Below are 13,927 nucleotides of genomic sequence, written 5' to 3' on the forward strand. Positions count from 1 at the left end.
CATTTGCCCATGGCGCTGCCGGGCCAATCCGACTAGTGTGCGTGGATTATCACATGCCACCAGCGGGAGAAGCCCCATGTCCGACCTGAACAGCGCCTTCGAAGCAGCCGTGCGTGAATCCAAGACACTGCCGGAAAAACCCGACAACGAACTCCTTTTGCAGCTCTACGCACTCTACAAGCAGGCCACCCAGGGCAACAACACGACCGAGCGACCCGGTGGCTTCGACTTCGTCGGCCAAGCCAAGTGGGATGCCTGGACAGCCCAGCAGGGCCTGAGCCAGGACCATGCCAAGCGATCCTACGCCGAGCTGGTGGCCGCGCTTAAGCGGTCCTGAACAAGGACGCATGCCAGCCAGTTGGCTCAGGCGCCCCGGAACCTGTTGACGATCTTTTCGTGAACAGGTTCTCAGCCCGGCAGGCCCAGATAGGGCCGCAGGTAGCGGCCGGTGAAGCTGGCCGGATTGGCCGCCACGGTCTCGGGCGTGCCCTGCGCGACGACTTGGCCGCCGCCCTTGCCGCCTTCGGGGCCCATGTCGATGATCCAGTCGGCCGTCTTGATGACGTCCAGGTTGTGCTCGATCACGACAATCGTGTTGCCGGCGTCGCGCAATTGCTGCAGCACCTGCACCAGCAGCGCGATATCGGCGAAATGCAGACCGGTGGTGGGCTCGTCAAGGATGTAGAGGGTGCGCCCGGTGTCGCGCTTGGAGAGCTCCAGCGCCAGCTTGACGCGCTGCGCCTCCCCGCCCGAGAGCGTGGTGGCGCTCTGGCCCAGGCGGATGTACGAGAGGCCCACGTCCATCAGGGTCTGCAGCTTGCGCGCGATCGTCGGCACGTCCTGGAAGAAGGCCAGCGCGTCTTCCACGGTCATGTCGAGGATGTCGGCGATGTTGCGGCCCTTCCACTGCACTTCCAGCGTCTCCCGGTTGTAGCGGCGGCCGTGGCAGATGTCGCAGGGCACGTAGACGTCGGGCAGGAAATGCATCTCCACCTTCACCACGCCATCGCCCTGGCAGGCCTCGCAGCGCCCGCCAGCGACATTGAACGAGAAGCGCCCGGGCCCGTAGCCGCGCTCCTTGGCGGTGGGCACTTCGGCGAGCAGTTCGCGGATCGGCGTCATCAGCCCGGTGTAGGTGGCCGGATTGCTGCGCGGCGTGCGGCCGATCGGTGCCTGGTCGACGTTGATGACCTTGTCGAACTGCTCGATGCCGACGATGTCCTCGTGCGGTGCGGGTTCGGCATGCGCGCGGTAGAGGCGCTGCGCAACGGCCGCATACAGCGTGTCGTTGACCAGCGTGCTCTTGCCGGAGCCGGAAACGCCGGTGACGCAGGTGAGCAGGCCCACCGGGAAGTCGACCGAGACGTTCTGCAGGTTGTTGCCGCGCGCATGGATGATGCCGAGCCTTTGCAGCGCCGCCGCATCGCGCTGCGGGGATGGCTCTGGCGATGCGGCGGCGCCACGCTGGCCGGCGGCGCGCGGGAAGGCCTTCCCCTCGGCAGCCGGTTTGCCCGCGGCGGCCGCGTCGCCGCGCAGCGGCAGCCAGGGCGTGCGCCGCGCCGGCACCTCGATGCGCAGCGCGCCGCTGAGGTAGCGGCCGGTGAGCGAGGCCGGATCGGCGCAGATGGCGACATAGTCGCCCTGCGCCACGACCTGGCCGCCATGCACGCCGGCGCCCGGACCCATGTCGACGATCTGGTCGGCCGCGCGCATCATGTCCTCGTCGTGCTCGACCACGATCACGCTGTTGCCGATGTCGCGCAGATGCCGCAGCGTGGCGATGAGCCGGTCGTTGTCGCGCTGGTGCAGGCCGATGCTGGGCTCGTCGAGCACGTACATCACGCCGGTCAGGCCCGAGCCGATCTGGCTGGCCAGGCGGATGCGCTGCGCCTCGCCGCCCGAGAGGGTCTCGGCGCTGCGATCCAGGCTCAGGTAATTCAGGCCCACGTCATTGAGAAAGCGCAGCCGCGTGGCGATCTCGCGCACCACCTTGGCAGCGATCTCGGCCTTGCTGCCGGCCAGCTGCAGCTGCTCGAACCAGTGCTGGGCATCGGCCAGCGTGTCGTGGCTGACATCCTGGATCGGCCGCGCCGCCGCGCCCTCGCCCAGCATCACGTTGAGCGCCTCGCGGCGCAGGCGCGCGCCGCCGCAGGTCGGACAGACCTGCGTGGCCCGGTACTTGGCCAGCTCCTCGCGCACCACGCTCGATTCGGTCTCGCGGTAGCGCCGCTCGATGTTGGGCACGATGCCCTCGAACGGATGCGTGCGCACCACCGGCTTGCCCTTGTTGGGGCCGCTTTCGGTCACGTAGGTGAAGGCGATGTCCTCATCGCCCGAGCCGTACAGGATGATCTGGCGGATGCGCTCGGGCAGGGCCTCGAAAGGCGTTTCCTCGGCATCGAAGCCATAGTGCGCGGCCAGGCTCTGGATGTGGCTGAAGTAGTAGGCATTGCGCCGGTCCCAGCCCTTGACGGCGCCAGCGCCCAGACTCAGCGTCGGGAAGGCGATGATGCGTGCCGGATCGAACACCTCCTGCTGGCCCAGGCCGTCGCAGCCCGGGCAGGCGCCAATGGGCGAATTGAACGAGAACAGGCGCGGCTCCAGCTCGGGCAGCGTGTAGTCGCAATGCGGGCAGGCGAACCTGGCCGAAAAGCCGTGCTCGACGCCGCTGTCCATCTCCAGCGCGATGACGCGGCCGCTGGCATTGGTGCCGCCAATGGCCAGCGCCGCCTCGAAGCTCTCGGCCAGACGCTGGCGGATGTCGGGCCGCACCTTCAGGCGATCGACCACCACGTCGATGTCGTGCCGGTCGTTCTTCTGCAGCGGCGGCAGCGCATCCTCGGTGACCACCTGCCCGTCGACGCGAAATCGCACGTAGCCACGCGCGCGCATGGCCTCGAACAGATCGGCAAACTCGCCCTTGCGGCCGCGCGCCACGGGCGCAAGAATCATCAGCCGGGTGTCCTCTGGCAATGCCAGAACGGCATCGACCATCTGGCTGACGGTCTGCGAGGACAGCGGCACGTGGTGCTCGGGGCAATAGGGCGTGCCGGCGCGCGCATACAGCAGGCGCAGGTAGTCGTTGATCTCGGTGACCGTGCCGACGGTGGAGCGCGGGTTGTGGCTGGTGGCCTTCTGCTCGATGCTGATGGCCGGCGAGAGGCCCTCGATCAGGTCGACGTCGGGCTTGTCCAGCCGCCCGAGGAACTGGCGGGCATAGGCCGAGAGGCTCTCGACATAGCGGCGCTGGCCCTCGGCATATAAGGTGTCGAAAGCCAGCGAGGACTTGCCCGAGCCGGACATGCCGGTTACCACCACCAGGCGGTGGCGCGGGATGTCCAGATCGATGTTCTTGAGGTTGTGCGTGCGTGCACCGCGGATGCTGATGCTGCCCGCGTCGGCCGGCGTACCCGCGCAGCCACAGCCACAGCCACAGCCACAGCCTTGGCCTTGCGCGTGCGGCGCCGCGTCGGCGCCGGCGGACAGGGCCGGCGGCACATCATCGGGCAACACGTCGTCACGCGGAAATGTCTGGGAATGGAGATGATTCACGTCTGGAGGCTGCACCAGAAAAAGCAGAACCTGACATGATACCCACCCTTGACCGCCCATGCCGCGGCACCGTCTCGTCGGGCAACCTGCGCACCTCGGCCGAGGCGCCGGATTTTGCTGCAGTTCTAGATCGGCGTGGTGATCGGCTCGAACGTGGCGAATCTTCCCCCCAGCCATCCAAGCGGCAAGGCACCACCGTCACGGCCAACGACTCCGGTCACCTCGCCGATGAAAAGGGAATGCGTGCCGAATGGAATCTCCATTCGGGTATCGCAAAAGATGGCCGCACATGCCGACGGCAAATAGGGAATGCCATCCCGACCGACCCAGTCGTCGGTCGAAAACCGCTCATCGCGACGCATGCTGTCGGAAAATGGCGCGACCAGATCGACTTGGTCCACCGCGAGCAGATTGATGCAGTATTTGCCCGTGCGCGAGATCGGGCCACAGGCGCTGGCGGCATTGTTGACCGAGATCAGCATCGAGGGCGGATCCATCGAAACCGGAATCACCGCCGAGGCGGCGAGACCCACTGGCAATTTCCTGTCGAGATCGATGGTCGTAATCAAGGATATGGGCCCTGGCATTTTGCGCATGGCGGCCTTGAGGAGATCTCTGTATATGCTTTCAGTCATATTCAATACCTGATTGATGGCTTCATCCAATCTTGTTCGGATGGGCATGCTGCGTAATGGCACACGCTTGTCTTGTGCGCGCATGTCCGTGCGCCACAGAGGGCCACGGAGGAGCGCATCGCATTGCCCATCCGGTTTCAGAAAACGCGTGCTTCAGCTGTATTTCTCGACGCCGAGGTGATCGCGCAAATGCTGGCCCGTGTATTCCTTGCGGAAGATTCCGCGTTGCTGCAATTCCGGCACCACGAGACGCGTGAAATCTTCCACGCCCTGCGGGAAATGGGTGGGTACGGCCAGGAACCCATCGCAGGCGTCGTTCTCAAGCCACTCCTGCATCGTGTTGGCGATCGTCGCAGGGGCCCCCACCATCTTCATGTAACTGCCTTCTGCAAACCGCCGCGCTGTTTGCAGAATGGACAGATTCTCCCGGCGCGCCAGGTTCACGATCGCGTCGCGATGCGATTTGCCGGCGTTCGTTTCCGGCAGATCCGGCATGGGCCCGTCGAGGTCGTAATCCCTGAAGTTCAGGCCTCCGGAATGGGGCATCAGGTGGGTGATCGCGAGCTCTTCGGGAATGAGGTCCCTCATGCGTTCACGGAACGCCTGCGCTTCCTCGTCGGTCTTGCCGACGATGGGAGTGATGCCCGGCAGCACCTTGATCTTGTCGGGGTCCCGGCCGAAGCGCGCCGCGCGTTGGCGAATATCCTCGCGGAACGCGCGGCTGGCCGCCATGTCCGTTTGCAGGGTGAAGACCACATCGGCCGTTCTCGCGGCCAGCTCCCGCCCCGGTTCGGACGAACCCGCCTGGAAAATGACGGGGCGGCCCTGCGGACTTCTGCCCATCGTGAGCGGCCCCCGAACCTTGAAGAACTTCCCTTCATGCCGGAGGAAGTGCATCTTGTCCACATCGAAGTAGACCCCGCTTTCCTTGTCGCGAATCACGGCGCCCTCGTCCCAGCTGTCCCATAGCCCGGTCACGACATCGATGAACTCGCTGGCGCGCTCGTAGCGCTCGGCATGTCCGAGATGGGCATCCAGTCCGAAGTTCTGCGCCTCGCTCTCGTTGAAGGAGGTCACCAGATTCCAGCCCACGCGTCCATTGCTGATGAAATCGATCGAAGCAAATCGGCGCGCCAGGTTGTAGGGCTCGTTGAAACTGGCGGTGGAGGTCGCCGCAAGGCCGAGATGCTTGGTGGCCATCGCCAATGCCGGCAGCAGCATCATCGGATCGAAATGGATCGACCGCGGGTTGGCTGCGCCATAGGTGTCGCCTTTCATGATGTCGTTGCTTCGGGGCACCGCCGCCTGGTCCTCGAAGAAGATGGCATCCAGCTTGGCTTCTTCGGCAAGCTTTGCCGCCCTGACATAGTGCTCGATACCCACATCCACTTCAGGAATGGCATCCGGCAGGCGCCAGGCGCCCAGATGCTGCCCCGGGAAAAGAAAGAGCGCCAAACTCATCGTTTTTGTCGTCATCGATATGTCCTTGTTGGTTCAAAAAGTGTTCGAATACCTGAATGGGTCGTCAGAGGGCACCCCTGGAAAATCGGCGGGAGTTCACCTTGGATTCATCATGAAAGACTCCTTGCTGATGAAAATCAGAGAGAAAAGGGGAAACAGGTCGGCCTTGCATCATGCAGAGCTGGGGGTATGCGTCAGCCTCCCAGATAGGCCTTGCGGATGTCCTGGTTGGCCAGCATCTCGCCGGCGGTGCCTTCAATGACGATGTGTCCGTTCTCGAGCAGATAGGCGCGATCGCACATCTCAAGCGCGGCATAGGCGTTCTGCTCCACCAGGAGCACGGTGGTGCCCTCGCTGCGGATTTCGGTGATCAGGGCGAAGATCTGCTCGACGATGTTGGGTGCCAGCCCCAGGGAAGGCTCGTCGAACATCACCAGCCGGGGGCGCGACATCAAGGCGCGGGCAATGGCCAGCATCTGCTGTTCGCCGCCGGAGAGCGTCCCGGCCACCTGGCTGACGCGTTCGCGCAGGCGCGGAAAGCGGTCGAACATCTGCTCCATGTCGCGGCGCACGCGCTGGCGGTCCTGCCGGCGATACGCGCCCATTTCCAGGTTCTCGCGCACCGTCAGCTGCGGAAACACGCGCCGCCCTTCCGGGCAGTGGGAAATGCCCGCATCGATGATGGCCGCCGGCGTGGCACCGGAGATGGTCTCGCCATCGAAGACGATCCGGCCATGCGCCAGGGGCTCCAGGCCATTGATGGCGCGCAGGGTCGTGGACTTGCCGGCGCCGTTGGCGCCGATCAGCGTCACCAGCTCGCCCTCGCGCACCTCAAGGCTGATCCGGTCGATGCCGCAGGTCGCCCCATAGTTCACGGAGACTTGTTCAAGCTTGAGCATTTTTGATTCCCGAACCCAGGTAGGCCCGAATCACTTCGGGATTGCTTTGAATGTCGGCGGGCGAGCCCGTGGCGATCAGCCTGCCATAGTTGAGCACCACGATGTGGTCGGAAATGCTCATGACCATGTGCATGTCGTGCTCGACCAGCAGCACCGTCACGCCGCTGCCGCAGATGCGGGTGACCATCCGCTTGAAGTCCTCCGTCTCCGAGGGGTTGAGGCCCGCCGCCGGCTCGTCGAGCAGCAGCACGCGCGGCTTGGCCGCCAACGCCAGGCCCACGCCGAGAATGCGCTGCTCCCCGTAGGACAGGTTGCTGGCCTGTTCATCGGCGCGGTGGTCCAGGCCGAGAAACTCCATCAACGCCTCGGCCTGCCCGCCCAGGCGCCGCTCCTCGGCGCGAAAGCCCGACGGGCGCAGCAGCGCCTGCAGCACACCCGACGTGCCCTGCAGGTGCAAGGCCGTCAGCAGGTTCTCCTTGACCGTGCAGTTCGGAAAGACGCTGGTTCTCTGGAAGCTGCGGATCAGGCCGTGCCGGGCCACCTGCTCCGGTGCCAGGCCGGTGATACTTTTGCCGAACAGCAGCACCTCGCCGGCCGTGGGCCGCATGTAGCCGGAGATCACGTTGAACGTGGTGGTCTTGCCGGCTCCGTTGGGGCCGATCAGGCTGACGATCTTGCCGGCAGGCACGTCGAAGCTGACCTCGTCCACCGCCTTGAGGCCGGCAATGTGCATGCTGATGTTGCTGACGCGAAGGGCCGTCTCGCTCATGCGGCGCTCCTCGGTGCCAGGGCACGCTTGGCGGACTTGCCGGCCCCAGGCCATTTTCCGAACCGCTTGTGAACGGTGCGGCCCGCGGCCGGCACGATCCCCTGCGGCATGAAGATCAGCACGGCGATCATCAGCAGGCCATAGATGATCCACTGGACTTCCGGTGCAACCGTGCCGCGCAGCAGCTCCGGCAGCAGGCCGAACAACAGGCCCCCGACCACCGGCCCCGCCAGGGTGCCCTTGCCGCCGATGATGACCATGATGATCATCGTCACCGTGAACATGAACATGAACACGTCCGGATCGATGATGCGCACCGTGTGCGCGTAGAGGCCGCCGGCCGCCCCGGCGATGGCCGCCGATGCCACCGTGGCGACGATCAGGTAGTGGGTCACCTTGATGCCCACCGAGCGGGCCAGGGTTTCGTTCTCGCGCAGGGCGATCATGGCGCGGCCGACGCGGCTGTGGACCATGGCGGCCACTACCAGGTAGGCGATGACGGCCACGGCCAGAATCAGGTAGTAGGTGGACTTCTTGGTCACGATATCGATGGTGCCGCCGGGCAGCCACAGGGTCAGCGCGGGAATGCTGTTGAGCGCCATGGGGCCCTCGGTCAGGTCGATCCAGTTCATGGCCACCATGCGCATCACCTGCGCAAAGCAGATCGTCACGATCACGAAGTACGCGCCACGCACCCTGAAGGCGACGCGGCCGATCAGCCCGCCCGCCAAACCGGCGACGGCGATGCCCGAGACGAACGCCACCCACACCGGCTTGGGGGCGACCACCCAGGGCTCGGCAAAGCCCGGCAGGGTGAGGTCGAACCCCAGGGCCAGCAACGCAGAGGTGTAGGCGCCGATGCCAAAGAAGGCAACGTGGCCGAGACTGAGCTGCCCGGTAAAGCCCAGCAGCAGGTTCAGGCTGATGGCCGCAATGATGAAGATGCCGGTCGACGCCATGATGGACAGCAGGTACGGATCGGGCATGAGCACGGGCACCAGCGCCAGCGCGACGGCGCTGGCGAGGAAGAGAATGGTCTTGAGTGGATGCATCGCCGCTTACCCCACACGCTGCTTGGTGGAAAAAATGCCCTGTGGACGGAAAGCGAGAATGGCCAGGATGATCAGGAAGCCGAAGGCATCGCGATACGCCGTGGAAACATAGCCCGCGCCGAACTCCTCGACAAAGGCCAGCACGAAGCCGCCGATGGCCGCGCCGCTGATGCTGCCCAGGCCGCCCAGGATCACGATGGCAAAAGCCTTGAGGTTGACCAGATCGCCCATCGTCGGGCTGACGACGAACACCGGCGCCAGCAATGCCCCCGCGACGGCCGCCATGCACGAACCCAGCGCAAAGGTGAACATGTAGATGCGGGAGACGTTGACCCCGACGATCTTGGCGGCGTCCTTGTCCTGGAAGGTCGAGCGCATGGCCAGGCCGATGCGGGACTTCTCGATCATGAAATAGAACACCACCAGCAGCAGCACCGCCGTGCACAGCACGAAAAGGCGGATGGGGGAGATCGACACGCCCGCCCAGTGCAGCGACTCCGGGCCGAAAGGCGATTCCACCGCCTTGGCAATTCCGCCCCACAGCAGCAATTCCGTGTTCTGCATGATCAGCATCAGCGCGATCATGATCAGCATGACCTCGTCCATGGATTCCAGCTTGCGCTTGCGCAGCAGCACGAACTCCACCGCCGCGCCCACCACGAAACCGAAGATGGCAGCCAGCACGAGCGAGCCGAAGAAGTTCAGGCCCATCAGCGAGACCAGGGCGTAGGTGACGTAGGCGCCCAGCGCATAGAACTCCCCATGCGCGAAGTTCACCACCTTCATGATCCCGAAGATCAGGGTCAGCCCGATCCCCAGCAGCGCATAGGTCGAGCCCAGCACCAAGCCGTTGGCAGTGTGTTGGAGAAACTGTTCCATGTTGCAATCCGGTTGGCAGGCTCCCGTGCGGGGCCTGGTTGTTCATCGTGGCGGTGCAAGCGGCCAAGCGGCTAAACGGCGGGCCGCTGCCGAGGGGGCAAGGGGATGCAGGCAAATGGCAGGCCTTGCCCCGCAAGCGGGCTCCACCCGGCAGCGTGCCCGGCCCTGTCACTTGACCGAGGGAACGCCATCCTTGAGTTCGACCACGTACACGTTGGGCGCAGCCTGGCCGCTTTCCTTGCCCTCCGGGCCCACCTTGGCGAACGCGATGTCACCATTCACGCCAGCCAGATCGACCTTCCAGAGCGCCTCGCGGATGGCCTCCGGCTCGGCCTTGCCGGCCACCCGGATCGCCTCGGCGATCGTCAGGATGGCGTCATAGCCACGGAAGCCCTCGGTCTGCCCCGGAAAGTCCAGGCCCTTGGCCGTCCAGCCTTCCATGAACTCCTTGGCCACCTCGGGGTGCTTGGCCTTCTCCACCGCCCATGGCGCGAAGAACACCAGATGCTGGCTGGCATAGCCCTTGGCCGCCGGCGCCTTGAGCAGCAGCTCGGGGAAGGAGCCGCCGGTCGTGATGACACGCTGGGGCACCTTCTGCTCGCTGGCCTGGCGGATCGCCAGCGTCAGCTGCTCGATGCCGGACGTGATGATCAGGGTGTCCGAGCCCGTGCCCTTAAGCGCCGCCAACTGGGCGGAGAGGTCCGTGGCATCGGCCGTCATGGTCTCCATGCGACCGATGGCGATGCCCTTGGCCTCGAACATCTTCTTGAACTCAGTGGCTGCCCCCAGTCCCCAGTCGTTGTTCACCGACAGGAAGTCCACCTTCTTGATGGCGGGGTCATAGGCATCGACCAGGCTGGCAAAGGCCTTGGCCTCCATCTCGGAGGTGGGGCTGGTACGGAAAATCCATGGGTTGCCAGCCGTGGTGATCTTGCCGGAGGAGGCCGTCTCGACCACCATGGGCACGCCATACTCTTCGAGCTTGGGCATGACCGCCAGCGTGTAGGTGGAGCTCCAGGCCCCCATCAGAACGGGCACCTTGTCGCGGAGGATCAGCTTTTCCACCGAGTTGACCGCCTCGCGCGGGTTGGACTTGTTGTCCTCGATCACCAGTTCCAGCGGCTTGCCCAGCACGCCGCCCTTCTTGTTGATCACGTCCGCGGCGATTTTCGCGCCCTCGGTCACATAAGTTCCAGAGGCCGCAACCGCGCCGGTCAAGGGCTCGGAGATGCCGATCTTGACGGTATCTTGCGCCTGCGCGGTCATCGCCGAAGCCAGCAAGGCCGCCGCGCCGGCAAGATGCATGCGGGATGAACACTTTTTCTTCATTGCTCGAAATCCTTTCAAACGTGGAAAACTGGCCTTCACTTAGGTGGTATACCACTTTAATGACGGGCTGACGGGCCTGCCGAACCGGCGCACCGCACCGCCATCGCTGCGATCCGCACGCCGGAACATGGCGCATCAGATCGGTGGTACACAACATATGCAATATTCAGGCCAATCTTGTATCCAAGAAGCGCCGTGCCGTGCGTCCGGTCACCGGCCTGAAAAAGTCTTCTTTTGGTGCATCCGGCCACGATCGAGGCACCAACACGGCGTCCGCCGCGGCCCGCCCGGCGCAAACGCACCGAATTGGCCTGGAGAGGCGCTGCGGAGCAAGGCCGGAGCGCCATGGGCAACCGCATTTCATGCGCCCGCTCATGCTCCCACGGCCGCGCGCTCCGACAGCACGCGCAGCTCGGGAAGAATGGGCGCATCCGCCTCGAAGCGCTCGCCAGCGCGGTAGCAAAAGAGCGGGCGGAGCTGGCGGTCCGTGGAAACCTGCGTGCCTTCGTTGTCATGGATCACCCATTGGCCGCGCATGTCTTCGAGCACGGAAACGTCCGCGACGCCGCCGACCTTCAAGGTGCCGATCTCGCCCTCCATCCCGGCCAGCTTGGCGGCATTGCTGGTGACCATGGCCACCACATGGCCGAGCGGCAACCCCAGCGCCAGCATGCTGGTCATGGCCGAGGCCAGGCTGAAGCGTTCATTGCCCTTGAAGATGTGGGTGCTCTCGTCAGGGTGCCAGTCCGGCGTGCCCGGCGGTGGCGGCACGATGGTGTTGTAGCCGTGCATGTCCGCGCCCAGGGTGTCGGGAACAATGCCCGCATCCAGCACGATGCGCGCGGTCTTGAAGCTGAAGTGCGAGCCGTGGCCGACATCGATCTTGAGGCCCCGCGCAATGGCTTCCTTGACCATCGGGTGGATCTGGCCATTGAGCTCGACGAAGCCGCCGGGATGGCGGCTGAACGGGTGCGCCAGGATGTCGCCGGCCTTGAGCAGGTCCACCACCTGGTTGAAGATGCTGTCCGGATTGACGTCCTTGCCGCCCTGCTCGGGCTTGGGCCACAGTTGGCCGAAGTGGATGTAGACGGGCAGGTTCGATTCCCGGCCGATCTGCGCGGCCAGCTTCATCACGTCCAGCCCCCAGCGCGCAAAGCCGCCGATTTCGGCATGCGCCTTCAGCCCCCGCACGATGTCAGGGTTCGTCCTCGCGGCCTTGACCGTGGCGTCCACGTCCAGGCATTCGGGACGGTACAGCTCGGGGTAGTAATGGCCTTCGAGGCCGCCGACCAGGTACGCCGACAGGTAGGAGAGAATGCGCGTCTTCGAGCGCTCGATGATATGGCTGCGAAAGCCCGGCAGGGTGATGCAGCTGGCGCCGCCCTGATCGACCATGGTGGTCACGCCCGAATGCACGCCGCACATGTCCGGCTCCAGGCCGAAGCGGCCGGTCACCCCCTGATAAATGTGACCATGCGTGTCGATCATGCCCGGCAGCACCAGCTTGCCCCGGCAGTCGACGACCTGCGTTCCCGGCGTCATTTGCGCATCCAGATCCGGGCCTATCGCGGCGATGGCGTCCTGCCGGATGAGCACGTCGAAAATGCCGTCGCGCTGCGCGGCAGGGTCGATCACTCTGCCGCCTTTGAGGAGGATATCGGTCATATGGGGTTTCCTTTACTTGATGAAACGACTCGAGATTGAGTGGTATACCACGTAATAGCAATAATAGTGCCTGAATGGCACATGCGTGCCGGCGCCCGCCGCGCCTGCCGGCGCGCGACGGCGACACAAACGCCGGTGGTCCGGCGCCGAGTCGCTACACTGACAGCATGTGGGCGGCCAGGCCTGCAGGCACCAGGCGCAAACGGATCGAGGGACGCCTTGTGCAACCCCCGTGTACCCTGACGACATCCATATGACTCGACCAGCGACCAAGAAGACCAGAAAAACGGCCCCTGACGGCGCCATCTCCGGGCCGGAGAAAAATGCCGGCCGCAAGGCGCCATCTCCCCTTCCCGACCAACGGCCAGCACAACGGGCAGGCAAACGCACCGCCGGAACGCAGGCAAGGACAAGGGCCGAATCCAGTCTGCTCAGCCGGCCCGGCTTCCTGATCCGGCGCCTGCATCAGATCCACTGCGCCCTGTTTGCCGAAGAGGTCACCGATGCGGCCATCACTCCGGTGCAATACAGTCTGCTCTCCACCCTGAATGACCATGGCGAACTGGACCAGAACTCACTGGCCCATTACATCGGGCTGGAACGCACCAGCGTGGCGGAAGTGCTGCCGCGCCTGAGCGACCGGGGCCTGCTGGAGCGGCGCCGCAGCGAGCAGGACGGCCGCATCCGGCTGGTGAGGCTCACCGACGCGGGCCGCGAACTGGTCAAGGCCATCCAGCCAGCCGTGTTGCGCGCCCACGCGCGCACCATCGAGGCGCTGCCTGCCCCTGAGCGCAAGGAACTGGTCCGCATGATGGCGCTGCTGGTCGCCTCCGACACGAGCGAGCGGGCGCCGCTGCTCAAGCACCGCTGACGTCCCCGGCCGGTGCGTCCTCCGCGCCACCCACGTCATCGTCACCCGCATTCCCGAGCGACTGCAGGCTCTGGCGCTTGGCCATCTGGATCTGGTTCAAGGTGATCTTCCTGATTTCGGCCTGGCTGGCAACGATGTGCGCGCTCAGCAGCCGGCAGGCCTCTTCGCCTCGCCCGGCGCTGATGGCCCGCAGTATCTGTCCGTGCTCCTCATAGGTGGACTCGATGCGGGCGGCCCAGGTGAAATCCAGGCGGCGGATGATGCGGATGTGCTCGGTGACGTCGCGATGGACCCTGGCAATTTCCGCATTGCCGGCCGCCTCCACCAGCGCGCCATGAAACTGTTCGTCCAGGCCGCCGACGCGCACGGAATCGGTTTCGCGCGCCTCCATCGGGCCCAGCCAGATGGCCGCCAGCGCATCGTAGCGCTCGGACAGGAAGGCCGCCGGCTCCAGGCACAGGCGCCGCACGGCCTCGACCTCCAGCAGCCTGCGCAGCACGTACAGTTCCTCGAATTTCTTGAAGTCGATGGGCAGCACGCGCCAGCCGGCCCTGAACAGCACCTCGACATAGCCTTCCTGCTGCAGGCGATAGAGCGCCTGCCGCACGGGCGTGCGGGAGACGTCGAGCCGCGCGCAGATGCCGCCCTCGGTGAAGCGATCGCCCGGCACCAGGCGAAAGCTCGCAATGTCCTGCTTCAGCCGCAGATACACCTCTTCCGCACGGGATGGCCGCGACCTGGACGTGCTGCCATCCAACCGCACCTCCTTGCCGGCAGCCGCATCCATGGCGCCACCACCGGCATCGACGGTCTCG

12 protein-coding genes are annotated in these 13,927 nt (G+C 65.1%); 2 read left to right on the plus strand and 10 right to left on the minus strand.

Features of this window, described 5'->3' with window-relative positions; genetic code table 11:
- Nucleotides 1–76: 76 nt before the first annotated feature.
- Nucleotides 77–337 carry an acyl-CoA-binding protein gene (locus EV687_RS10345; RefSeq protein WP_122230122.1) on the plus strand — a complete coding sequence of 87 codons (261 nt, stop codon included), beginning with the start codon at nucleotides 77–79 and terminating at the stop codon, nucleotides 335–337.
- Between the two features lie 71 nt (nucleotides 338–408).
- On the opposite strand, the gene uvrA is transcribed toward EV687_RS10345, so the two are convergent.
- The 9 genes from uvrA to EV687_RS10390 all read right to left on the minus strand — a co-directional run bounded on the left by uvrA (nucleotide 409) and on the right by EV687_RS10390 (nucleotide 12,241).
- Nucleotides 409–3,498, minus strand: a complete 3,090-nt coding sequence (gene uvrA / locus EV687_RS10350) for an excinuclease ABC subunit UvrA (protein ID WP_423201082.1) — start codon at nucleotides 3,496–3,498, stop codon at nucleotides 409–411.
- 179 nt (nucleotides 3,499–3,677) lie between these two features.
- Nucleotides 3,678–4,271: a flavin reductase family protein gene (locus EV687_RS10355; RefSeq protein ID WP_122230118.1), complete on the minus strand. Its 594-nt coding sequence runs from the start codon at nucleotides 4,269–4,271 to the stop codon at nucleotides 3,678–3,680.
- A gap of 69 nt (nucleotides 4,272–4,340) precedes the next feature.
- A complete protein-coding gene (locus tag EV687_RS10360) occupies nucleotides 4,341–5,663 on the minus strand; it encodes an LLM class flavin-dependent oxidoreductase (protein ID WP_122230116.1) in 1,323 nt (440 codons plus the stop codon).
- A gap of 179 nt (nucleotides 5,664–5,842) precedes the next feature.
- Nucleotides 5,843–6,547: an ABC transporter ATP-binding protein gene (locus EV687_RS10365; RefSeq protein WP_122230114.1), complete on the minus strand. Its 705-nt coding sequence runs from the start codon at nucleotides 6,545–6,547 to the stop codon at nucleotides 5,843–5,845.
- Entirely contained in the window at nucleotides 6,534–7,316 is a 783-nt protein-coding gene (locus EV687_RS10370; RefSeq protein WP_122230112.1) for an ABC transporter ATP-binding protein, read from the minus strand. The genes EV687_RS10365 and EV687_RS10370 overlap by 14 nt, the downstream gene beginning before the upstream one ends.
- Complete coding sequence (locus tag EV687_RS10375) at nucleotides 7,313–8,368, minus strand: branched-chain amino acid ABC transporter permease (protein WP_122230110.1); 1,056 nt, start codon at nucleotides 8,366–8,368, stop codon at nucleotides 7,313–7,315. The genes EV687_RS10370 and EV687_RS10375 overlap by 4 nt, the downstream gene beginning before the upstream one ends.
- 6 nt (nucleotides 8,369–8,374) lie before the next feature.
- Nucleotides 8,375–9,247, minus strand: a complete 873-nt coding sequence (locus tag EV687_RS10380) for a branched-chain amino acid ABC transporter permease (RefSeq protein ID WP_122230108.1) — start codon at nucleotides 9,245–9,247, stop codon at nucleotides 8,375–8,377.
- 168 nt (nucleotides 9,248–9,415) lie between these two features.
- A complete protein-coding gene (locus EV687_RS10385; protein ID WP_207226424.1) occupies nucleotides 9,416–10,576 on the minus strand; it encodes an ABC transporter substrate-binding protein in 1,161 nt (386 codons plus the stop codon).
- Nucleotides 10,577–10,948: 372 nt separating this feature from the next.
- Entirely contained in the window at nucleotides 10,949–12,241 is a 1,293-nt protein-coding gene (locus tag EV687_RS10390; RefSeq protein ID WP_122230104.1) for an amidohydrolase/deacetylase family metallohydrolase, read from the minus strand.
- 253 nt (nucleotides 12,242–12,494) lie between these two features.
- Between EV687_RS10390 and EV687_RS10395 the strand changes: the two genes are divergently transcribed.
- A complete protein-coding gene (locus EV687_RS10395) occupies nucleotides 12,495–13,112 on the plus strand; it encodes a MarR family winged helix-turn-helix transcriptional regulator (RefSeq protein WP_122230102.1) in 618 nt (205 codons plus the stop codon).
- Here EV687_RS10395 and EV687_RS10400 read toward each other — a convergent pair.
- Nucleotides 13,099–13,899, minus strand: coding sequence for a GntR family transcriptional regulator (locus tag EV687_RS10400; protein ID WP_122230595.1), 801 nt, complete (start codon nucleotides 13,897–13,899; stop codon nucleotides 13,099–13,101). The genes EV687_RS10395 and EV687_RS10400 overlap by 14 nt on opposite strands.
- Nucleotides 13,900–13,927 lie beyond the last annotated feature (28 nt).

This window comes from Corticibacter populi, assembly GCF_004217315.1.
Classification (GTDB): domain Bacteria; phylum Pseudomonadota; class Gammaproteobacteria; order Burkholderiales; family Burkholderiaceae_C; genus Lampropedia; species Lampropedia populi.

Coding starts and splice junctions, on each gene's coding strand:
- EV687_RS10360 (WP_122230116.1), bottom strand. CDS start 5,663: ATGACGACAAAAACGATGAGTTTGGCGCTCTTTCTTTTCCCGGGGCAG.
- EV687_RS10400 (WP_122230595.1), bottom strand. CDS start 13,899: ATGGATGCGGCTGCCGGCAAGGAGGTGCGGTTGGATGGCAGCACGTCC.
- EV687_RS10345 (WP_122230122.1), top strand. CDS start 77: ATGTCCGACCTGAACAGCGCCTTCGAAGCAGCCGTGCGTGAATCCAAG.
- EV687_RS10390 (WP_122230104.1), bottom strand. CDS start 12,241: ATGACCGATATCCTCCTCAAAGGCGGCAGAGTGATCGACCCTGCCGCG.
- EV687_RS10395 (WP_122230102.1), top strand. CDS start 12,495: ATGACTCGACCAGCGACCAAGAAGACCAGAAAAACGGCCCCTGACGGC.
- EV687_RS10375 (WP_122230110.1), bottom strand. CDS start 8,368: ATGCATCCACTCAAGACCATTCTCTTCCTCGCCAGCGCCGTCGCGCTG.
- EV687_RS10385 (WP_207226424.1), bottom strand. CDS start 10,576: ATGAAGAAAAAGTGTTCATCCCGCATGCATCTTGCCGGCGCGGCGGCC.
- EV687_RS10365 (WP_122230114.1), bottom strand. CDS start 6,547: ATGCTCAAGCTTGAACAAGTCTCCGTGAACTATGGGGCGACCTGCGGC.
- EV687_RS10380 (WP_122230108.1), bottom strand. CDS start 9,247: ATGGAACAGTTTCTCCAACACACTGCCAACGGCTTGGTGCTGGGCTCG.
- EV687_RS10355 (WP_122230118.1), bottom strand. CDS start 4,271: ATGCGCGCACAAGACAAGCGTGTGCCATTACGCAGCATGCCCATCCGA.
- EV687_RS10370 (WP_122230112.1), bottom strand. CDS start 7,316: ATGAGCGAGACGGCCCTTCGCGTCAGCAACATCAGCATGCACATTGCC.